20 protein-coding genes are annotated in these 19,776 nt (G+C 66.7%); 3 read left to right on the forward strand and 17 right to left on the reverse strand.

The window, feature by feature from the left end; genetic code table 11:
• Positions 1 to 4: 4 nt before the first annotated feature.
• From ABIC51_RS33240 to ABIC51_RS33300, 13 genes are all read right to left on the reverse strand, one after another.
• Positions 5 to 1,495 (reverse strand): DegQ family serine endoprotease, encoded by a 1,491-nt coding sequence (locus ABIC51_RS33240; protein ID WP_146253473.1) that lies wholly within the window; start codon positions 1,493 to 1,495, stop codon positions 5 to 7.
• 16 nt (positions 1,496 to 1,511) lie between these two features.
• Positions 1,512 to 2,564: a MucB/RseB C-terminal domain-containing protein gene (locus tag ABIC51_RS33245; protein WP_124534484.1), complete on the reverse strand. Its 1,053-nt coding sequence runs from the start codon at positions 2,562 to 2,564 to the stop codon at positions 1,512 to 1,514.
• 5 nt (positions 2,565 to 2,569) lie between these two features.
• Positions 2,570 to 3,187, reverse strand: a complete 618-nt coding sequence (locus ABIC51_RS33250) for a sigma-E factor negative regulatory protein (RefSeq protein WP_027788009.1) — start codon at positions 3,185 to 3,187, stop codon at positions 2,570 to 2,572.
• A gap of 86 nt (positions 3,188 to 3,273) precedes the next feature.
• On the reverse strand, positions 3,274 to 3,873 hold the full coding sequence (rpoE, locus tag ABIC51_RS33255) for an RNA polymerase sigma factor RpoE (protein WP_006490873.1): 600 nt from the start codon (positions 3,871 to 3,873) through the stop codon (positions 3,274 to 3,276).
• Positions 3,874 to 3,964: 91 nt separating this feature from the next.
• Entirely contained in the window at positions 3,965 to 4,429 is a 465-nt protein-coding gene (locus tag ABIC51_RS33260; protein WP_048022972.1) for a hypothetical protein, read from the reverse strand.
• Positions 4,430 to 4,441: 12 nt separating this feature from the next.
• Positions 4,442 to 5,674, reverse strand: a complete 1,233-nt coding sequence (gene fabF / locus ABIC51_RS33265; RefSeq protein ID WP_021159697.1) for a beta-ketoacyl-ACP synthase II — start codon at positions 5,672 to 5,674, stop codon at positions 4,442 to 4,444.
• A 167-nt stretch (positions 5,675 to 5,841) separates the two neighbouring features.
• Entirely contained in the window at positions 5,842 to 6,081 is a 240-nt protein-coding gene (gene acpP / locus ABIC51_RS33270) for an acyl carrier protein (protein WP_004197638.1), read from the reverse strand.
• 144 nt (positions 6,082 to 6,225) lie between these two features.
• The gene (gene fabG / locus ABIC51_RS33275) at positions 6,226 to 6,975 is read right to left on the reverse strand and encodes a 3-oxoacyl-ACP reductase FabG (RefSeq protein ID WP_006476504.1); all 750 of its coding nucleotides are present in this window, start codon (positions 6,973 to 6,975) and stop codon (positions 6,226 to 6,228) included.
• Positions 6,976 to 7,011: 36 nt separating this feature from the next.
• On the reverse strand, positions 7,012 to 7,944 hold the full coding sequence (gene fabD, locus ABIC51_RS33280) for an ACP S-malonyltransferase (RefSeq protein WP_175897844.1): 933 nt from the start codon (positions 7,942 to 7,944) through the stop codon (positions 7,012 to 7,014).
• Positions 7,945 to 8,027: 83 nt separating this feature from the next.
• Positions 8,028 to 9,017, reverse strand: a complete 990-nt coding sequence (locus ABIC51_RS33285; protein ID WP_027788011.1) for a beta-ketoacyl-ACP synthase III — start codon at positions 9,015 to 9,017, stop codon at positions 8,028 to 8,030.
• Entirely contained in the window at positions 9,018 to 10,124 is a 1,107-nt protein-coding gene (gene plsX, locus ABIC51_RS33290) for a phosphate acyltransferase PlsX (protein WP_027788012.1), read from the reverse strand.
• Between the two features lie 129 nt (positions 10,125 to 10,253).
• Positions 10,254 to 10,433, reverse strand: a complete 180-nt coding sequence (gene rpmF, locus ABIC51_RS33295; RefSeq protein WP_006051932.1) for a 50S ribosomal protein L32 — start codon at positions 10,431 to 10,433, stop codon at positions 10,254 to 10,256.
• 98 nt (positions 10,434 to 10,531) lie between these two features.
• Positions 10,532 to 11,170, reverse strand: a complete 639-nt coding sequence (locus tag ABIC51_RS33300; RefSeq protein ID WP_021159702.1) for a DUF177 domain-containing protein — start codon at positions 11,168 to 11,170, stop codon at positions 10,532 to 10,534.
• A gap of 221 nt (positions 11,171 to 11,391) precedes the next feature.
• On the opposite strand from ABIC51_RS33300, the gene ABIC51_RS33305 reads away from it, so the two are divergent.
• Positions 11,392 to 12,024: a Maf-like protein gene (locus tag ABIC51_RS33305; RefSeq protein WP_175897845.1), complete on the forward strand. Its 633-nt coding sequence runs from the start codon at positions 11,392 to 11,394 to the stop codon at positions 12,022 to 12,024.
• On the forward strand, positions 12,021 to 12,743 hold the full coding sequence (locus ABIC51_RS33310; protein WP_027788014.1) for an SAM-dependent methyltransferase: 723 nt from the start codon (positions 12,021 to 12,023) through the stop codon (positions 12,741 to 12,743). The genes ABIC51_RS33305 and ABIC51_RS33310 overlap by 4 nt, the downstream gene beginning before the upstream one ends.
• A 62-nt stretch (positions 12,744 to 12,805) precedes the next feature.
• Here the strand turns inward: ABIC51_RS33310 and ABIC51_RS33315 are convergent, their stop codons facing one another.
• Genes ABIC51_RS33315 through ABIC51_RS33330 form a run of 4 tightly spaced genes read right to left on the reverse strand, consistent with a single transcriptional unit; the run spans position 12,806 to position 15,884 of the window.
• A complete protein-coding gene (locus tag ABIC51_RS33315; RefSeq protein ID WP_027788015.1) occupies positions 12,806 to 13,798 on the reverse strand; it encodes a S49 family peptidase in 993 nt (330 codons plus the stop codon).
• A gap of 12 nt (positions 13,799 to 13,810) precedes the next feature.
• A complete protein-coding gene (locus ABIC51_RS33320; protein ID WP_021159704.1) occupies positions 13,811 to 14,212 on the reverse strand; it encodes a Rieske (2Fe-2S) protein in 402 nt (133 codons plus the stop codon).
• The gene (locus ABIC51_RS33325) at positions 14,209 to 14,868 is read right to left on the reverse strand and encodes an HAD-IA family hydrolase (RefSeq protein WP_027788016.1); all 660 of its coding nucleotides are present in this window, start codon (positions 14,866 to 14,868) and stop codon (positions 14,209 to 14,211) included. The genes ABIC51_RS33320 and ABIC51_RS33325 overlap by 4 nt, the downstream gene beginning before the upstream one ends.
• An 11-nt stretch (positions 14,869 to 14,879) precedes the next feature.
• On the reverse strand, positions 14,880 to 15,884 hold the full coding sequence (locus ABIC51_RS33330; RefSeq protein WP_027788017.1) for an RluA family pseudouridine synthase: 1,005 nt from the start codon (positions 15,882 to 15,884) through the stop codon (positions 14,880 to 14,882).
• A 723-nt stretch (positions 15,885 to 16,607) separates the two neighbouring features.
• On the opposite strand from ABIC51_RS33330, the gene ABIC51_RS33335 reads away from it, so the two are divergent.
• Positions 16,608 to 19,727, forward strand: a complete 3,120-nt coding sequence (locus ABIC51_RS33335; RefSeq protein ID WP_175897846.1) for an Rne/Rng family ribonuclease — start codon at positions 16,608 to 16,610, stop codon at positions 19,725 to 19,727.
• Positions 19,728 to 19,776 lie beyond the last annotated feature (49 nt).

The following is a 19,776-nucleotide window of genomic DNA, read 5'->3' on the forward strand; positions in this document are numbered from 1 at the left end:
CGCGTTATTTCTGGCGCGGCCGCACGGGCACGAACTGCGTATTGTCGCCGCGCCGCACGAGTACCGCGACCGCCTTCTGCGGATCGAGCTGCGCGGTCACTTCGGCGAACTGCTTCGCGTTCGTGATGTCGGTGTCGCCGACACGCAGCACGATGTCGCCGCGCTGCAAGCCCGCACGGGCGGCCGGGCCGTCGACGCCGTCGATCTGCACGCCGTTCTTCAGCTTCAGCGTCTTCATCTGCTCCGCCGTCAGGTCGCTGACCGTCAGACCGAGCGAGTTGGCCTGGCGCGGCTTCTGCGGCGCGTTCTTGCGCTGCTCGGCCTTCGCCGTCGATTCGGCCGGGGTTTCCGCGATCGTGATCGGCAGATCGCGTGCCTGACCCTTGCGCCACAAGCTGACCGTCGCCTTCGTGCCCGGCTTCGTGTCGCCGACCATGCGCGGCAGATCCGACGCCGTGTCGACCGAACGGCCATTGAACTTCAGGATGATGTCGCCCGGCTGGATGCCCGCCTTGTCGGCCGGACCGCCCGGCTCGACGCTGCTGACGAGCGCGCCCTCCGCCTTCGGCAGCCCGATCGAGTCGGCCACGTCCTTCGTCACTTCGCCGATCGCCACCGCGATCCGGCCGCGCGTGACCTTGCCCGTCGCCTTCAGCTGGTCGGCCACGCGCATCGCCTCGTCGATCGGAATCGCGAACGAGATGCCCATGAAGCCGCCGGTACGGCTGTAGATCTGCGAGTTGATGCCGATCACCTCGCCCTGCATGTTGATCAGCGGGCCGCCCGAGTTGCCGGGGTTCACGGCGACGTCGGTCTGGATGAACGGCAGGTAGTCGCCCGTGTTGCGGCTCTTCGAGCTGACGATGCCGGCCGTCACCGTGTTGTCGAGGCCGAACGGCGAACCGATCGCGACGACCCACTCGCCGACACGCACCTTGTTCGAATCGCCGATCGCGACGACCGGCAGGTTCGACGCCTGGATCTTGACGACCGCGACGTCCGTGCGATCGTCGACGCCGATCAGCTTCGCCTTGAATTCGCGCTTGTCGGTCAGCGTCACGTAGATGGTGTCCGCATCGTCGACGACGTGCGCATTGGTCATCACGTAACCGTCGGCCGACACGATGAAACCCGAGCCGACGCCGCGATTCTGTTCGGTGTCGGGCGGATTGTCCGGCGCCGGCGCGTTCTTCGGGTTGCCGCCACCATTGCCGGGCGCCTGCGGCAGCGGAATGCCGAAGAAGCGCCGGAAGAATTCCGACATGTCGCCGTTGTCGAAGCCCGGCGGGAGCATCCCGCGCGGGCCGCTGCTCGTCGGCACGTTGGCGGTGGTCCGGATGTTCACGACGGCCGGCCCGACCTTTTCGACCAGATCGGCGAAGTCGGGCAGGCTGGCAGCGGGAGCCGTCACCGCGACCGCGGTATGTGGCACGAGCGGCAGGCAGGCAGACAGCGCCGCCGCCGCGAGCCATTTGCGCAGCGTGAGTTTCATCATGTCGGAAGCCGTAGCGTTACTTGGAAGCCTTGTATTCTATGGCAGACGCGAACTGCTGCAACGTAGCCGGCGGCACTTCGCCGAGCACGGTGATCCAGTAGTCGCCGCGGCGCTTCACGAGAACGTTCGTTGCACCGGTGCTGCCCGCGCCTTCCTTGCGCGTATTCTTTTCGGCCGGCTCGATGAAAACCGAGATCGTCGCGAGACCATCGGTGAAGACGGCCTGATCGACCGGAATCGGCGGCTCACCCGCGTCGCGCGCGGCCATCGGCCGGCGCACCTCACGAATCTTCTGGAAACCGGCGACACTCGGTGCGAGTTGCCAGCCCTGCGCTTCCATGTCGACCGTCGCGACCGGCGGACGTACGACCGTCCAGCCGCTCAGGTTGCGCATGCCGGCCGCGATCGCGGCCTTGTCGCCGTTTGCGCCGCCCGTCTGCAATTGCGAGAACGCGATCTGCTCGAGCACGTGATCGTTCGCATCGAGCGTCTGCGAACGCAGCAGCAGCCCCGTGCGCGCATCGGCCCACAGCTTGTACGTGAAGCGGTATGCGTCCTTCGGCACGAGCTCGACGACCTGCGCGTCGATCCCCGCGACACGATCCTTGCCGAGCGACTTCGCGTCGTAGACGGACATCACGTGCTCGCCGCTCGCGCCGAGCAGCGCGGGGAACGAGTCGCGCGTCTGACGGCGCTCGACCACGCACAGCTTGCGCTCGGGTACGAACGTGTACAGCTCGTCGTTGTGGCGCAGCAGCTTGCGCGGCTTGCCGTCGAGCGTCTCGATGCGTTCGAACTCGCCGTCGCGGGACGCGACGTGCGCAATGCGCGACGACTGCACATACCCGCCGCGCTGATAGACGAACGTGCCTTCGTAGCTCTGCTGCTGCGCCGCTTGCTGGACGCGGTCGAGCCAGTCCGCGGCACCCTTGCGGGTCGCGACGGGATCGTCCGGTTGCTGGGCGCTGGCAGGAAGGGATTGAACGGACAACAGGGCGGCTGCGCAAAGCAGGAGGGCCGGCAGCCGCTTCCATCCGGAGATGGCTTGATTCAACTGCAATGTCCGCATCGGGTTTATTGGCCTGGCGTGGTGGTCACGGCAGCGCGGATCAGCGGCATCGAACCCGTGACGACGGGCTGCTGCGCGAATTGCTGGTGCGCTTCAAGGTATTGGTCGAGGCTGGCGTCGCGGATGATGTTGACGTCCTGCAGCCCCGGCTGGGCCGATGCCTGCGCAACCGTCACGCGCTGCAGGTTGCCGCCTTGCGGCGCACCGGCCGACGCGACCTGGACGGCGCCCGGGGCACCGGCCGTCTGCATTTGCGGGACGACGATCCACGTCAGCGTGGCCGCCGCGGCGGCAACCGCGAACGCGGGCACGACGCGCCGGCGCAGCGACAGCAGCTTGCGCGCGACGGGCGCTGCCGCCGGCGCGAGCAGGTGCGGCTCGCTTTCGAGCGCAGCCGACATGCGCGCGGTGAACGCGACGCTCAGCGCGGGCGACAGCGCCAGTTCGTCCGAGCGCAGCGCATCGCCGATCAGGTGGTAATGGGCCCACGCAGCGCGATCCGCGCGGTTGAGCTCAGCCAGAAACTGCCCGTTGTCCGGGCCATCGAACATTTCGCCGTCGACCAGCGCGGAAAGGCGCTCGCCGCGCGAGCACGCTTGCGACTGCGTATTGACCGACCCCATGATGCTCCCCATCTTGCACACCCCGTCGTGACTTCACGACTCTAACCGTAACTAGACCCCGACCCGCGTCGCTCCGCCTGTCGCGCTTACCAGCGCTTGCCTTCGGGCGTATCGAGCAGCGGACGCAATTTGGCAGCGATTGCCTCGCGTGCACGGAAGATCCGCGACCGGACCGTCCCGATCGGACAGCCCATCATTTCCGCGATCTCTTCGTAGCTCAGGCCCTCGATCTCGCGCAGCGTAATTGCCTGGCGCAGTTCCTCGGGCAGCAGAGCCATGGCAGCGTTGACCGTCTCGGCAATCTGCTTGCTCATCAACATCGACTCAGGCGTGTTGATATCCCTTAGTTGGTCTGCGTCGGAGAAAGTTTCCGCTTCCTCCGCATCGGCCTCGGTCGAGGTCGGCGCCCGGCGGCCTTGCGTCGCAAGGTAGTTCTTCGCCGTGTTGACGGCAATTCGGTACAACCACGTATAGAACGCCGATTCGCCGCGGAATTGCGGCAGCGCACGATACGCCTTGATGAACGCGTCCTGGGCCACATCCTCGACCTCGGCGGGATCCCGCACGAGGCGCGAGATCAGCCGAATGATCTTGCGGTGGTATTTGGAGACCAGGAGTTCGAACGCCGCCTTGTCGCCCTTCTGTACGCGTTCGACCAGAGCCTGATCGATTTCTTTTTCACTCACCTGACAAATCCGTTAACTAGGGATGCAACGCGGAGCGTCATTGTAACGTTCCCGCGCCGGACGCTGGTTACGGTACGTAACCGCGCCGCCGTCATGCCCGCCCCACCGCGCCCGCCGTCTTCGCCAGCACGGAAAGCGCGCTGAACGATGCGGCGTCGAGCGCATCGGCCGGAATCAGCAGCGGCCGGGCCCGCCGGGCACCCTGCCCGACCGACAGCACCAGCAGCAGGCTGCTCCAGTGCGCATGCCCCGTCACGCGGCCACGGGCCAGCAGGCGCCCGGTGCGGCCAAACGCCGCAATTTCCCCGAACGCGTCGATCCGCAGCTCGGCCGGCAGCCGGCGGGCACAGGCCCGTGCGGCGCATACGGCCAGCAGCGCGGCCGTCACGGCCGACACGCATGCGCCCGCAGCAGCGCCCGCGCGCGGCGCCCAGAACAGGTAGGCCGACGCGGCAGCCGACGCGACGAACGCGGCCAGCACGACATATGACACGGCCGAGGCCCGCAACGCAAAGCGCTGCGGACGCCCGGCCGGCGCATCGAATGGACTCGTCAAGTGACTGCGGCGTCAGACGCGCTTGAACACCAGCGTGCCGTTGGTACCGCCGAAGCCGAAGTTGTTCTTCACGGCCACGTCGATCTTCATGTCACGTGCGGTGTTCGCGCAGTAATCGAGATCGCACTCGGGGTCCTGGTTGAAGATGTTGATGGTCGGCGGCGACACGTTGTTGTGCAGCGCGAGCACCGTGAACACCGACTCGAGGCCGCCCGCGCCGCCCAGCAGGTGGCCCGTCATCGACTTCGTCGAGTTCACGACGATCTTGTACGCATGCTCGCCGAAGGCCGCCTTCACCGCGTCGGACTCGTTCTTGTCGCCCAGCGGCGTCGACGTGCCATGCGCGTTCAGGTACTGGACCTCGTCCGCGTTCACGCCGGCGTCGCGCAGTGCCGCGACCATGCAGCGGCGCGGGCCGTCCATGTTCGGCGCGGTCATGTGGTACGCATCGCCCGTCATGCCGAAGCCCGAGACTTCCGCGTAGATCTTCGCACCGCGCGCCTTCGCCGCTTCGTATTCCTCGAGCACCATCACGCCCGCACCTTCGCCCAGCACGAAGCCGTCGCGGTCCTTGTCCCACGGTCGGGACGCGGTGGCCGGATCGTCGTTGCGGGTCGACAGCGCGCGCGCTGCCGCGAAACCGCCGATGCCGAGCGGCGACACCGTCGATTCGGCGCCGCCCGCGACCATCACGTCGGCGTCGCCGGCCTGGATCAGGCGCGCCGCGAGGCCGATGCTGTGCAGGCCGGTCGTGCAGGCCGTGACGGCCGCGAGGTTCGGGCCCTTCAGGCCGAACATGATGCTCAGGTGACCCGAGATCATGTTGATGATCGAGCCCGGCACGAAGAACGGCGAAATCCGGCGCGCGCCGCGATCGACGTAGGTCTGGTGCGTATCTTCGATCATCGGCAGGCCGCCGATGCCGGAACCGACCAGCACGCCGATGCGTTCCGCATTGGTTTCGTTCACTTCCAGCCCGCTGTCCTTGATGGCCTGGACGCCGGCGGCGATGCCGTAATGGATGAACGTATCCATGTTCCGGGCTTCCTTCGCCGGGATGTACTCCTCGGCGCTGAACCCCTTCACTTCGCCCGCAAAATGGACGGCGAGGTTCGACGGGTCGAACTTCGTGACGGTGGCAATGCCGGACTTGCCGGCGACGAGATTGGCCCAGCCGTCGGCAACATTATTGCCAACAGGCGAAATCAGCCCCAGGCCTGTAACAACAACACGACGGCGGCTCACGGTAACCTCTTTTCCATTATTGGATGACAAAAACAAAAGCCACAGTGGCCACAGGAACCAGCCCTGCGAGCCCTGTGGCTGTTAGTCCGTCCGGCGCGAGGCCGGCAGGATGGCGCGTCAATCGCGAAGATCGCGGCGACGTGGCGGACAAGCGCGAAAGGCGCCTGTTACGCCTTGACGTTTGCGCGAGCGTAGTCGATCGCTTGCTGAACGGTCGTGATCTTCTCTGCTTCTTCGTCCGGGATTTCCATGCCGAACTCGTCTTCGAGAGCCATCACCAGTTCGACGGTGTCGAGCGAGTCGGCGCCCAGGTCGTTCACGAACGAAGCTTCGTTCTTGATCTCGGCTTCCGCGACGCCCAGTTGTTCAGCGACGATCTTCTTGACACGTTGTTCGATGTTGTCCATTACCCCTCCGAGGGAAAGTTCAGATTTACAAGTGCGCGCATTTTATCAGGTTTGCTGACGCCAAAACGCGCGTTGGCTTGATGGTCGATCAAGCGCCGATCCGCCTGAAAAACGGGATACGGCGCGGATGGTAAACGAAAATCGTTACGACATGTACATGCCGCCGTTCACGTGCAGCGTCGTACCGGTGATGTAACCGGCCTGCGGCGATGCGAGGAACGCGACGGCATGGGCAATGTCTTCCGGGCTGCCGAGGCGGCCGAGCGGAATCTGGGTCTTGAGCGCGGCCTGCTGTTCTTCCGGCAGCGTCTTCGTCATGTCGGTGTCGATGAAGCCCGGCGCCACACAGTTCACGGTGATGCCGCGGCTGCCGATTTCACGTGCGAGCGCACGGGTCATGCCCGCGACGCCGGCCTTCGCAGCCGCGTAGTTGACCTGACCCGGGTTACCGGCCGAGCCGACCACCGACGTGATGTTGATGATGCGCCCGCCACGCGCCTTCATCATCGGGCGCAGCACCGCGCGCGACAGGCGGAACACCGACTTCAGGTTGGTGTCGATCACTGCGTCCCAGTCCTCGTCCTTCATCCGCATCGCGAGCTGGTCCTGCGTGATGCCCGCGTTGTTGACGAGCACGTTCAGCGCACCGAATTCCTTCACGGTCGCGTCGATCAGCGCCTCGGCGGCTGCCGCGTCGTTGACGTTCAGCACCGCACCGCGACCCGTGACGCCCGCTTCCGCGAACGCCGCGGTGATCGCTGCGGCGCCCGACTCACTCGTCGCCGTGCCGATCACCGTCGCGCCCAGGCGCGCGAGTTCGAGCGCGATCGAACGGCCGATGCCGCGCGATGCGCCGGTAACGATCGCAACCTGTTTATCGAGAGTCTTGTCCATGAATCGAATATCCGTCTCTTGAGAAAAGGCGCCGCGTCAGGCGGTCACCAGCTTGAGCGCTTCGTCGAGCGACGCCGGATCGAACACCGACGCACCCGTCAGGTTGCTGTCGATGCGCTTCGTCAGGCCGGCGAGCACCTTGCCCGGACCGCATTCGATCACGTGCGTGACGCCCGTGCCTGCGATGTGCTGCACGCACTCGACCCAGCGCACCGGGCCCGCGGCCTGGCGCACCAGCGCGTCCTTGATCGCGGCCGGATCGCTGACCACGGCGACGTCGATGTTGTTGACGACCGGAATCTGCGGCGCCTTCACGTCGACGTTCGCGAGGTAGTCGCGCAACTGATCCGACGCCGGCTTGAGCAGCGACGAATGGAACGGCGCCGACACCGGCAGCGGCAGCGCGCGCTTCGCGCCCTTCGCCTTCGCGATCTCGCAGGCCTTTTCGACCGCGGCCTTGTTGCCTGCGATAACGACCTGTGCAGGCGCATTGAAGTTCACTGCTTCGACGACGCCCGCTTCCGCGGCTTCCGCGCATACCGCACGCACCGTGTCGTCATCGAGCCCCAGGATCGCGGCCATGCCGCCCTGGCCGACCGGCACGGCCGTCTGCATCGCCTGCGCGCGAAAGCGCACGAGCGGCACGGCATCCTTGAACGCGAGCGCGCCGGCGGCGACGAGCGCCGTGTATTCGCCGAGGCTGTGGCCGGCGACGATCGACGGCGCCGGGCCGCCCGCCTGCTGCCACGCGCGATAGCACGCATAGGCCGCGGTCAGCATCACGGGCTGCGTGTTGGCGGTGAGGTTCAGCTCTTCGGCCGGGCCTTCGGCGATCAGCTTGCCGAGATCCTGATTGAGTGCATCGGACGCCTCCTGGAGCGTCTCGCGCACGACGGCCAGATCGGCGAATGCGTTGAGCATGCCGACCGCCTGCGAGCCCTGCCCCGGAAATACGAATGCAAATTTCATATCGTCCCCAATTGAATCGATTCGGACGGCGCGCACGAATGGCGCGCCGGTGGGATCCGCGCGCAGCAGTCGCGCGCCGCGGATCAGTAGCGGAAGACCGACGCGCCCCAGGTGAAGCCGCCGCCGACGCCTTCGATCAGCACGTGCTGGCCACGCTGGATGCGACCGTCGCGTACCGCGGTATCGAGCGCCAGCGGGATCGACGCGGCCGACGTGTTGCCGTGCTGGTCGACCGTCACGACCATGCGCTCCTGCGGCAGGCCGAGCTTGCGGCAGGTGCTGGTCATGATGCGGATGTTGGCCTGGTGCGGAATCAGCCAGTCGATCTGCTCGGGCGCGAGATTCGCCTTCGCGAGCGCCTCGATCGCGACCTTCTCGAGCACGTTGACCGCGAGCTTGAACACGGCCTGCCCGTCCATGTACAGGAACGCGCTGCCTTCGATCACGCCGCGGTTGACGTTGCCCGGCGTGCAGAGGATATGCGAGTAGCTGCCGTCCGCGTGCAGCGCGCTGCCGAGCACGCCCGGCTCTTCCGACGCGGACAGGATCACCGCGCCCGCGCCGTCGCCGAACAGCACGCAGGTCGTGCGGTCCTTGAAGTCGAGAATGCGCGAGAACGTCTCCGCGCCCACCACGAGCGCGGTGCGGTGCTGGCCGCTGCGGATGAAGCTGTCGGCCGTCGCCATCGCGTACGCGAAGCCCGAACACACGGCCTGCACGTCGAAGGCCGCGCCGCCGTTCTTGATGCCGAGCTTGTTCTGCAGCAGGCACGCGGTGCTCGGGAACACGAAATCGGGGGTCGAAGTCGCGACGATGATCAGGTCGATCGACTGCGGATCGATGCCGGCGGCCTCGATCGCTCGACGCGACGCCTCGAGCGCGAGGTCGCTGGTCGTGACGTCCGGTGCGGCGAAATGGCGCGCATGGATGCCCGTGCGCGCAACGATCCATTCATCGCTCGTCTCGATGCCTTCCTTCGCAAGACGATCGGTCAACTGCTGGTTCGTGACGCGGTCAGGCGGCAGGTAGCTGCCCGTGCCGAGCACGCGGGAATAGAGAGTCGATTGGGCCATTTATGCTTTAGAGGATTGCGCAGCGGAAGGTTCGGCGTGATGGCCTGCGGCGGGGCTTGCATGGCCCGCGCCGCCCGCGTTGTGTTCGCCGTCGCCGAGCGACACCGAATTATCCGCCATCGCACGCGTGAGGCGCTCCAGCACGCCGTTTTTGACGGCATCATACCCGCGTTTGATTGCCCACTCAAACGCGTAGGCATCGGCCGAACCATGGCTCTTGATCACGAGGCTCTTCAGCCCCAGCAGCGCCGCGCCGTTGTACTGGCGGTGATCGACGCGCTTCTTGAAACGCATCAGGACAGGCAGCGCGAGCAGCGCCATCAGCTTCGACATCAGCGAGCGGCCGAACTCTTCGCGGATGATGTCCGACAGCATCTGCGCGAGCCCCTCGGACGTCTTCAGCGCGACGTTGCCGACGAAGCCGTCGCACACGATCACGTCGACCGTGCCCTTGTAGATGTCGTTGCCTTCGACGTTGCCACGGAAGTTGAGCGTGCTGGCGCGCAGCAGTTCGCCTGCGCGCTTGATCGTCTCGTTGCCCTTGATCATCTCTTCGCCGATGTTCAAGAGGCCGATCGTCGGACGCTCCTTGCCTTCCAGCGCAGCCACGAGCGCGTGCCCCATTTCCGCGAACTGCAGCAGGTGCTGCGGCTCGCAGTCGACGTTCGCGCCGAGGTCCAGCATCATCGTGTAGCCGGTCGGGTTCGGCAGCGCGAACGCGATCGCGGGCCGCTCGATGCCGGGCAGCGTCTTGAGTACGTAACGGGAAACGGCCATCAGCGCGCCGGTATTGCCGGCGGAGATGCAGGCCTGCGCCGCGCCTTCCTTGACGTGGTTGAGTGCGACGCGCATCGAAGAATCCTTCTTCTTGCGCAGCGCCACTTCGACAGGGTCGTCCATCGCCACGACTTCGGTGGCGGGAACGATGGTCAGCGCGGGATCGTCGAGGACTTTCAGCTTTTTCAGCTGAGCGCGGATCGCGCTTTCGATGCCGACGAGCATCAGGTGCGCATCGGGATGCGCGCGGACGAACTTGACTGCCGCGGGAACGGTCACGGACGGGCCGTGGTCGCCTCCCATGCAATCGATTGTGAGCTTTACGGTCATGGAATGCGACGAATTTCAGGCACAAAAAAGCGGCAGTTGAATGCCGCCTTTTTGTTGAGCCAGGAAAGTGTCAAGCGAACCAGTTGTCACGCGAACGGCAAACGTAGCGCGCAACGCGTGACTTGACGCTTAGTCGTTCTTCGTCTTGACGACTTTCTTGCCGCGGTAGTAGCCGTTCGGGCTGACGTGGTGACGCAGGTGCACTTCACCCGTGCTCGGCTCGACTGCCAGCGGCGCTGCCGTCAGGAAATCGTGCGAACGATGCATGCCGCGCTTCGACGGCGACTTCTTGTTTTGCTGGACTGCCATGACTAACTCCTAAATAATTTTCCGGATTCTAACACAGCCCGATCCGGCGCTTAACTACCCTGGCCCAAAGCCTTTACGCCTTCCCGCGCCACAACTGCTTAGTGTTTCTTGGTGCCGTCACCGCCCTTCTTCAGCGCTTCCAGCGCCGCGAACGGATTCGGCCGTTTGCCTTCGTCCCCGGCTTCGTCGGACTCCTCGTCCGTCTCTTCCGCGGGACCGCTCGCACCCGACACGAGGCTTTCGTGAACTGCCGGGCAAACCTCGTGCTTGGGCACGAGCGGCAACGAAAGCAGCAATTCCTCTTCGATCAAGTCGACGAGATCGAACTGGCGTGAGCCCACGATCACATCGGCTTCATCGTCGTCGAGCGGAAATTCTTCAGCTTCTTCTTCGGTCGCGACGACCCGGTACGTCATGTCGACGTCGAACGTCTGGTCGTACGGGGTCATGCAGCGCTGGCACGTGAGCCATGCATGACCGTGCACCGCGAGGCGCAGATACGGCTGCTGCCCGTCGGCGCCGTCGTCCTGCAACTCCTTCTGGGTGAACCCTTCCGCCTGCCATGTGAAGACCGTGTCGCGATCTGGCGCGTCCGCGGGCACTTCGTTTAACATGCGCGGCAGTTGCGAGAGGTGCACCGCGCCTGCTGCCTGCCGCCCGCTGCGGGCGAACTCGAACAGGTCGACTGCATGCGGATCAAGTGGCGCCGCAGCAGGTTTGCCAGAAGAAGTGTTCATGTGCGCTCCTGCCTACAGGCTGACTTGCGGATCCGGCTTGGCACCGCTCGCGTACGGGTGACCGTACTTTACTTCCGAAGACCCGGCAGGCGCCACCACAACGGAAGCCTGCCGACGAAAAGCGGGAAAGCATACCTGTTTTACCTTTTGCAGTCAATCACTTAAGCTTGCGTCCGCAGCAACGCTGCGCAACACCCGACGACTCACCAATCCCACCGACCATGCCGGATACCGTTTGCCGCCCGCCGCGGCTGATTCTTGCCTCCAGTTCACGCTACCGCCGCGCGCTCCTCGAGCGCCTCGGCATCCCCTTCGACGTCGTGTCGCCCGACCTCGACGAAACCCCGCACGACGGCGAGACGCCGGCCGCGACCGCACTGCGCCTTGCGGGCGCGAAAGCGCGCGCCGTCGCCGCGACGATCGACGCGCCGGACGGCGTGCTCGTAATCGGGTCCGACCAGGTCGCGACCTTCGACGGGCTCCAGATCGGCAAACCCGGCACGCATGAGCGCGCGCTCGCGCAACTCGCGTCGATGCAGGGCCGCGAAGTCGAATTCCACAGCGCGCTCTGCCTGTATGACAGCCGCACGGGCGAAGCGCAGGTCGAGGACGTCGTCACGCGCGTGCGTTTCCGCTCGCTGCCCGAGGCCGAACTCGATGCGTACCTGCGCGCGGAAACGCCGTACGACGTCGCCGGCAGCGCCAAGTCGGAAGGGCTCGGCATCGCGCTGCTCGACGCGATCGACTCGAACGACCCGACGGCACTCGTCGGCCTGCCGCTGATCGCGCTCACGCGGATGCTGCGCGCCGCCGAATATCCGCTGTTTGCAACCACCCGTGGAGACCGCGCATGACGGCCGGCACGCTCTATCTCGTTCCGAACACGCTCGGCGAAGGCGACGAATCGATGCTCGCGGCCGTCCTGCCCGCGGCCGTGCAGGCACGCGCCGGCACGCTCGGCTATTACATCGGCGAGAACGCGAAGACGACGCGCGCGTTTCTGAAGAAGATCGGCACGACGCGCCCGATCCAGGAAATCGAAATCAGCGAACTGAACGTCAATACGCCGGCCGGCCAGATCGACCGGCTGCTCGCGCCCGTGCTGGCCGGTGCGGACGCCGGCCTCGTATCCGAAGCCGGCTGCCCGGCCGTCGCCGATCCCGGCGCCTTGCTGGTGCGCCGCGCACACGAGCGCGGGGTGAAGGTCGTGCCGCTCGTCGGGCCGAGTTCGATCCTGCTCGCGCTGATGGCATCGGGCCTGAACGGCCAGAGCTTCGCGTTCAACGGCTACCTGCCGGTCGACGCGGCCGCGCGTGCGAAACGCCTGCGCGAACTCGAGCAGCTGTCACGCAAGGCGCGCCAGACGCAGATCTTCATCGAAACGCCGTACCGGAATCAGGCGATGCTCGACACGCTCGTCGCGACCTGCGCACCGTCGACGCAGATCTGCGTCGCGGCCGACCTGACCCTCGCGACCGAGACGATCGCGAGCCGCACCGTGACGGACTGGAAAAAGGCGCCTGCGCCGAATCTGCACAAGCGCCCTGCGATCTTCCTGCTGCTGGCGAACTGAAGCCGCGACCGGCGGCTGCCCGGCAGCCGATCGGCGGGCCATCGCGGCCCGCCCGCTTCCGGTCAGCGCAGGCTGACCGACGCGCCGCCGGCCGTCAGCGCCTTCATCGCGGCGCCGCCGACGGCCGCGCCGAACTTGCGCGCGACACGGTTCGTCAGGCTTTCCTTCACCGTATAGTCGACGAGATCGGGCGCCTTCAGCACGTCGCGCGCGACCGTGTCGGTCGTACCGAAGCCGTCGGCGAGCCCGAGCTCGACGCTCTTCTCGCCGGTCCAGAACAGGCCCGAGAACATGTCGGGCGTCTCGTGCAGCCGCTTGCCGCGGCCATCCTTCACCGCCTTGATGAACTGCGCGTGCACCTGGTCGAGCAACGCCTGCGCATGCGCGTCCATCTTCGGCGTGTCGGGCGAGAACGGGTCGTAGAAGCCCTTGTTTTCGCCCGAGGTATGCAGGCGCCGCTCGACGCCGAGCTTGCCCATCAGGCCGGTAAAGCCGAACCCGTCCATCAGCACGCCGATCGACCCGACGATGCTTGCCTTGTCGACGAAGATCTTGTCGGCCGCGGACGCGATGTAATAGCCGCCCGATGCACACATGTCGGTCACGACGACGTACAGCGGCTTGTCCGGATGCTTCGCGCGCAGCCGCCGGATCTCGTCGTAGACCATCCCGGCCTGCACCGGGCTGCCGCCCGGGCTGTTGATCCGCAGCACGACGCCGGCCGTACCGTCGTCGTCGAACGCGGCGTCGAGCGCCGTGTTGATGTCGTCGGCGTTCGCGTTGACGCCGGCGGCGATCTCGCCGTCGATCGTCACGAGCGCCGTATGCCGCCCGCTCGCCGAGAACTTCGCATCGCTCGAGAAATCGATCAGCGCGAACGCAAGCAGCACGAACACGCCGAGGAACGCGAAGCGGAAGAAGATCTTCCAGCGCCGTGCCGCGCGCTGCTCCTTGACGGCCGCGAGCGCGATCCGCTCGAGCGCCGCACGCTCCCAGTTCGGTTCACGGCTGTCGGGACGGGAGGAGGAATCCGGGGAATTCGGTTGGTCGGCCATGCGGTGTTGTCGTCAGTCGGTCGTGGCGGAAACGGCGGGACGCAGGTCGGCGTCGGGCACCCAGAATACCGCACGCCCGTCGGCCGTGTCGCGCTCGTCGACCTCGACAGGCCGCAGCCGGCCGCCCCGGCACGGGCCGCCGACGCACTTGCCGGTGTTCGGCTCGTAGATCGCGCCATGCGTCGCGCACATCAGGTAGAGGCCCGACGATTCGAAGAACTGCCCTTCGGCCCAGTCGAGCTCCATCGGCACATGCGCGCAGCGGTTCAGGTAACCGTATGCGCGCCCCTCGTAGCGCACGAAGAACACGACGGCCTGCTCGCCGCGCAGCGTCGCGTCGACGCGCACGCCGGCACCGCCGTCGGCCAGGGCATCCGATGCGCACACGCGCATCGCGTCCGGCGCCGCGCTCATGCGTGCTCCCGCAACCACGCGGCCAGCGCTTCGACGTCCGGCGCGACGAAGCGCGGCGTGAGCGCAGCCAGCGCATCGGCCGTGTGCGCGCCGTAAGCGACACCAACGCCGGCCGCCCCGGCACTCGCGGCCATCTGCAGGTCGTGCGTCGTGTCGCCGATCATCACGGTGCGAGAAAGATCCTGCCCCAGTTCCCGGGACAGCTCATGCAGCATCGCCGGATGGGGTTTGGAGAAAGTCTCGTCCGCGCAGCGCGTCGCATCGAACAGGCTCGTCAGCTTCGACTGGTCGAGCACGCGATTCAGCCCGACCCGGCCCTTGCCGGTTGCCACCGCGAGCAGATAACCGGTGTCGCGCAGCTCGGCGAGCAGTTCGCGCACGCCGGCGAACAGCTCGATGCGCTGGTCGTCGAGCAGATAGTGGTAGCGGTAGCGCTCGGCGAGCCGCGAATAGTCGGACGGATCGAGGGTCGGAGCGGTAATCTGCAGCGCGTCGCGCAGGCCGAGGCCGATCACGTAGCGCGACGCCTCGTCGGACGGCGTGGGCAGGCCGAGATCGCGGCATGCGGCCTGGATGCTGTGCGCGATGTGCGCAGTCGAATCCATCAGCGTGCCGTCCCAGTCGAAGACGATCAGGTCAAATTGCTGTCGAGCCATGCGGTTCAGGTTCAGGCGGTATCGCGCAATGCGCTGAGTTGGTCGAGGAAGCGCCGGCATTCGTCCGGCAGCGGCGCATCGAACTGCAGCGCCTCGCCGGTCAGCGGGTGGGCGAGCCGCAGCCGGTGCGCATGCAGGAACATCCGTTTCAACGACGGCTGCGCATTCGCGCGCGCCAGCGCCTTGTTCAGTGCGAAATCGCCATACTTGGCGTCGCCGGCGATCGGCAGACCGAGATGGGCGAGATGCACCCGGATCTGATGGGTCCGACCCGTTTTGAGTTCCGCTTCGACGAGCGCGTAGTCCGGCCAGCGGTCGACGAGGTTGAACACCGTATGCGACGGCAGCCCGTCGTCCTGCACGCGCACGCGGCGCTCCCCTTCCGGGGTCGAATACTTGAACAGCGGCGCCTTCACCGCGCGACGGCGACCCCAGTCGGGCTGCCATTCGCCGTGCACGCACGCGAAGTAGCGCTTGTCCATCCGGTTCTCGCGAATCTGCTCGTGCAAGCCCACCAGCGCCGTGCGCTTCTTCGCGAGCATCAGGATCCCGGACGTCTCGCGGTCGAGCCGGTGCACGAGTTCGAGGAACTTCGCACGCGGGCGCGCCTGGCGCATCTGCTCGATCACGCCGAACGCGACGCCGCTGCCACCGTGGACCGCGACCCCCGCCGGCTTGTCGATGACGAGCATCGCGTCGTCCTCGTACAGCACGTGGAAATTCGCGGGCGGCACGACGGGCGTGTCGGCGCGCGCGAGGTCCGCCGCCGCCACGCGCACGGGCGGCACGCGAACGATGTCGCCAAGGGCCAGACGGTACTGCGCGTCGATCCGGCCCTTGTTCACACGCACTTCGCCGCTGCGCAGGATCCGGTAAATATGGCTTTTGGGCACGCCTTTACAGACGCGCAACAGGAAGTTGTCGATCCGCTGACCGGCCGAGTTTTCGTCGATCTCGATCATCGATACCTGGCCGCTTGCGACCGAATTCTGGGATATTTTGCCTAACTCATTCATACTGAATATAATTTTGCCCAGCCTGACGTTGTGGGTGGCCTGACCGGCCGGCCCCGACCGAATCGGGCAAGGCGCAAGCGCAAACCGCTATTTTACTTGCGCCGGGGGTCCGCTGCTCGCCCCTAATCAAAGAGATGCAGCAAGTTGCACGCACGGCACCGCTCGCCGGCAAGGATCGCGCCCACAGGCGGATTCGGTCGGCAAGGTGCCGCGGTAACGGAAAGTTGGTTGAAAAGAATTTGATCGGCAGCCAGACGGCGCGAAGTGCGTCCGCAAGCTGCCGGTTGCGAAAATTACGGCGTTGCGCCCGATTTGGTTCCGCGAAGCGTGCGGGACTTGGCGACGTCAAACCAGGGAAGTACACCCCAAGCGGGAAAGTCGGGCTGGATTCGATACTCCCCGCTGCGGCCCAAGCCGCAGCATCTGCCGCCCGTCGGCGCGCGCGACGCATTGCGCGCGCCCGTGGCAATGCCCGGACTCAGGCTTAGCGCGCTTGTGCAGCGTGCGGTGTGTGAACGCCGTGCTTTGAAGCCGTATTCGCAGGTGCCCTACGGCCGCCGGCCCCGTCTTTCGGGGCCCAAGCGCCTCTTCAGGCAATTCTCCCCGCCATCGTTCCCGCTCCAGCGTGCTTGTGACAACACAACAAGGTGCGGCCTGCCGTCGTTCCCGCCCTCGCGACTGACAACCGCGAGGCGCCGGCAGCGGAGCCGCCTGGAGCCGTTCATGAAACGCATGCTGTTCAATGCGACGCAGCAGGAGGAGCTGCGCGTCGCCATCGTCGATGGGCAGAAGCTCATCGACATCGACATCGAAACCGCCGGGCGCGAACAGCGCAAAGGCAATATCTACAAAGGTGTCATCACCCGTATCGAGCCGTCGCTCGAAGCGTGCTTCGTCAATTACGGCGAAGACCGCCACGGGTTCCTGCCGTTCAAGGAAGTCGCCCGCCAGTATTTCAAGGAAGGCATCGACATGCGCTCCGCGCGCATCCAGGATGCGCTGCGCGAAGGCCAGGAGCTGATCGTCCAGGTCGAAAAGGAAGAGCGCGGCAACAAGGGCGCCGCCCTCACCACCTTCATCTCGCTCGCCGGCCGCTACCTGGTGCTGATGCCGAACAACCCGCGCGGCGGCGGCGTGTCGCGCCGGATCGAAGGCGACGAGCGTCAGGAACTGCGCGAAACGATGGCGCAACTGCAGATTCCGGACGGCATGAGCATGATCGCCCGTACCGCGGGCATCGGCCGCAGCGCCGAGGAACTGCAGTGGGACCTGAACTACCTGCTGCAACTGTGGCGCGCGATCGAAGCGGCGTCGCAAAGCGGCAACGCCGGCCAGCCGATGCTGATCTACCTGGAATCGAGCCTCGTGATCCGCGCGATCCGGGACTATTTCCAGCCCGATATCGGCGAAATCCTGATCGATACGAACGAGATCCACGATCAGGCCCGCGCATTCATGGATATCGTGATGCCGGACAACGTCGCGAAGGTGAAGCGCTACCACGACGACGTGCCGCTGTTCTCCCGCTTCCAGATCGAGCACCAGATCGAGACCGCGTACTCGCGCACGGTGCCGCTGCCGTCGGGCGGCGCGATCGTGATCGACCACACCGAAGCGCTCGTCGCGATCGACGTGAACTCGGCGCGCGCGACCAAGGGCGCGGACATCGAGGAAACGGCGACCCGCACGAACCTCGAAGCGGCCGACGAAGTCGCCCGCCAGCTCCGCCTGCGCGACCTCGGCGGCCTGATCGTGATCGATTTCATCGACATGGAATCGGCGAAGAGCCAGCGCGAAGTCGAGCAGCGCCTGAAAGACGCGCTCAAGCATGACCGCGCGCGCGTCCAGATGGGCAAGATCTCCCGTTTCGGCCTGATGGAACTGTCGCGCCAGCGCCTGCGTCCGGCCTTGTCGGAAGGCAGCCACGTGACCTGCCCGCGTTGTAACGGCACCGGCCACATCCGCGATACCGAATCGTCCGCGCTGCAGGTCCTGCGGATCATTCAGGAAGAAGCGATGAAGGAAAACACCGCGGCGATCCACTGCCAGGTGCCGGTCGAGGTGACCGCCTTCCTGCTCAACGAAAAGCGTCAGGAAATCAACAAGATCGAGTCGCGCTTCAAGGTCGGCATCGTGCTGATCCCGAACAAGCACCTCGATACGCCGCACTACAAGCTCGAGCGCCTGCGCCACGACGACGCACGTCTCGACGATCCGCGCGCATCCTGGAAGATGGCCGAGGAAGCGGCCCGCGAACTCGAGTCGGAAACCGGCTACAGCAAGCGCGCGGCGGAAGTGAAACCGAAGCAGGAAGCCGCGGTCAAGGGCATCACGCCCGAGCGTCCGGCGCCGAGCCCGGCACCGCAGCGTCCGGTCGAACCCGTTGCCGCGCCCGCGCCCGTCGCGCCGGCAAGCGGCGGTTTCATCGGCTGGCTGAAGGGCCTGTTCGGTGTGGCGCCGGCTCCGGCGCCCGCACCGGTTGCCCCGGCACCGGCGAAGGAGCAGGCAGCCCGCCCGGCTCGCGGCGAACGCGCCGAGAAGTCCGAGCAACGCGGCGAACGCGGCGGCGATCGCAACCGCAACCGTCGCGGCGGCGCCCAGCAGGCACAAGGCGGACGCGACCAGGCAGCGGCAGGCCGCGGCCAGCAGCAACGCCAGGAACGCGAAGGCAAGGAAGTGCGTGAAGCACGTGAGCCGCGCGAGAACCGCGAACCGCGCGAGGGCCGTGAGCCGCGTGAAGGTCGCGAGATCCGCGAAGGCCGTGAGGGCCGCGGCCCGCGCGAAGGCCGCGAGCCGCGTGAAAGCCGCGAACCGCGTGAGAACCGCGAACCGCGCGAGCGTGCCGAGCAGCCGGAAGGCGTCGAAGCCGCCGGCCGTGGCGAGCGCCAGGAACGTCGCGAGCGCGGCGAGCGCGGCGAGCGCCGCAAGCCGACCCAGCATGCGGCTACGCTCGAAACGGTCAACCGTGGCGAAACGCATCCGGAACCGGAAGCCGACAAGGCCGTCGCCGAGGCCCTGCCCGGCGCCGAGCTGGCAGCCGACGCGGAAGCCGGCGCGCGTGATGGCGAGGAACGTCGCCGTCGCCGTCGCGGCCGCCGCGGCGGTCGCCGCGAGCGCGAGGAAGACGGCGCAGTCGTCGACCACGCCGAGCAAGGCGCAGATGGCGAAACCGCCGTGCAAGCCGTGACGCCGGAAGCACCGGCTGCTGCCGAACCGGCCCACACGGCCGCACCGGCAGTCGTCGTGGCCGCGGCTGCGGCAGGCGCCGTCGTCGCCGAAGCAGCGGTCGAGCACCACGCCGAACCGGTTGCGCCGGCCGCTGTCGAACCGCAGCCGGCACCGGTACACGTCGAAGCGGCTCCGGTCGAACCGGCGGTTGTTGCCCACGCGGCAGAACCGGCTCCGGTCGCACCGGCCGTCGAAACGGAAGCCGGTCCGGCTCCGGTCGCGGTTTCGCCGACGGACGCGTTCGAAGTGCCGGCAGCGCCTGCCGCGGTCGAAGCACCGCAGTCCGCGCCCGTCGAGCAAGCCGCGCCGGCCGTGGCGATCGAAGCCGCTCCGGCGGCTGTCGAGCCGGCACCGGTCGAAGCTGCGCCGGTCGAGGCCGTCGCAGCACCGGCACCGGTTCCCGCGCAACCGGCAGCCGCGCCCGCTTCGGCGAGCCTGGATGTCGTGCTGGAGCAGGCCGGTCTCGTCTGGGTGAACACGGACGCCGACAAGTTCGCCGCCGCGCAGGAAGCCGCGTCGCGACTCCCGCGTCCGGCTCGCGTGCCGCGCGAACGCAAGGCACTGCCGCCGGTCGATACGGCCCCGATGCAGCAGGTCGAAACGACGCATCACTGACCGGCACATCGCCCGACCAGGAAAAGCCCGCCTCCGGCGGGCTTTTTCA

Origin of the sequence: Burkholderia sp. 572, from assembly GCF_040545135.1 — a bacterium.
GTDB classification, from domain to species: domain Bacteria; phylum Pseudomonadota; class Gammaproteobacteria; order Burkholderiales; family Burkholderiaceae; genus Burkholderia; species Burkholderia cepacia.

What these genes read in the sequence shown, in the direction of transcription:
- plsX (WP_027788012.1), bottom strand. Translation starts at nt 10,124, where the DNA reads ATGACCGTAAAGCTCACAATCGATTGCATGGGAGGCGACCACGGCCCG.
- ABIC51_RS33305 (WP_175897845.1), top strand. Translation starts at nt 11,392, where the DNA reads ATGCCGGATACCGTTTGCCGCCCGCCGCGGCTGATTCTTGCCTCCAGT.
- ABIC51_RS33240 (WP_146253473.1), bottom strand. Translation starts at nt 1,495, where the DNA reads ATGATGAAACTCACGCTGCGCAAATGGCTCGCGGCGGCGGCGCTGTCT.
- ABIC51_RS33310 (WP_027788014.1), top strand. Translation starts at nt 12,021, where the DNA reads ATGACGGCCGGCACGCTCTATCTCGTTCCGAACACGCTCGGCGAAGGC.
- ABIC51_RS33315 (WP_027788015.1), bottom strand. Translation starts at nt 13,798, where the DNA reads ATGGCCGACCAACCGAATTCCCCGGATTCCTCCTCCCGTCCCGACAGC.
- ABIC51_RS33320 (WP_021159704.1), bottom strand. Translation starts at nt 14,212, where the DNA reads ATGAGCGCGGCGCCGGACGCGATGCGCGTGTGCGCATCGGATGCCCTG.
- ABIC51_RS33250 (WP_027788009.1), bottom strand. Translation starts at nt 3,187, where the DNA reads ATGGGGTCGGTCAATACGCAGTCGCAAGCGTGCTCGCGCGGCGAGCGC.
- ABIC51_RS33325 (WP_027788016.1), bottom strand. Translation starts at nt 14,868, where the DNA reads ATGGCTCGACAGCAATTTGACCTGATCGTCTTCGACTGGGACGGCACG.
- ABIC51_RS33285 (WP_027788011.1), bottom strand. Translation starts at nt 9,017, where the DNA reads ATGGCCCAATCGACTCTCTATTCCCGCGTGCTCGGCACGGGCAGCTAC.
- acpP (WP_004197638.1), bottom strand. Translation starts at nt 6,081, where the DNA reads ATGGACAACATCGAACAACGTGTCAAGAAGATCGTCGCTGAACAACTG.
- ABIC51_RS33245 (WP_124534484.1), bottom strand. Translation starts at nt 2,564, where the DNA reads ATGCGGACATTGCAGTTGAATCAAGCCATCTCCGGATGGAAGCGGCTG.
- fabG (WP_006476504.1), bottom strand. Translation starts at nt 6,975, where the DNA reads ATGGACAAGACTCTCGATAAACAGGTTGCGATCGTTACCGGCGCATCG.
- ABIC51_RS33300 (WP_021159702.1), bottom strand. Translation starts at nt 11,170, where the DNA reads ATGAACACTTCTTCTGGCAAACCTGCTGCGGCGCCACTTGATCCGCAT.
- fabD (WP_175897844.1), bottom strand. Translation starts at nt 7,944, where the DNA reads ATGAAATTTGCATTCGTATTTCCGGGGCAGGGCTCGCAGGCGGTCGGC.
- ABIC51_RS33330 (WP_027788017.1), bottom strand. Translation starts at nt 15,884, where the DNA reads ATGAATGAGTTAGGCAAAATATCCCAGAATTCGGTCGCAAGCGGCCAG.
- rpmF (WP_006051932.1), bottom strand. Translation starts at nt 10,433, where the DNA reads ATGGCAGTCCAGCAAAACAAGAAGTCGCCGTCGAAGCGCGGCATGCAT.
- ABIC51_RS33335 (WP_175897846.1), top strand. Translation starts at nt 16,608, where the DNA reads ATGAAACGCATGCTGTTCAATGCGACGCAGCAGGAGGAGCTGCGCGTC.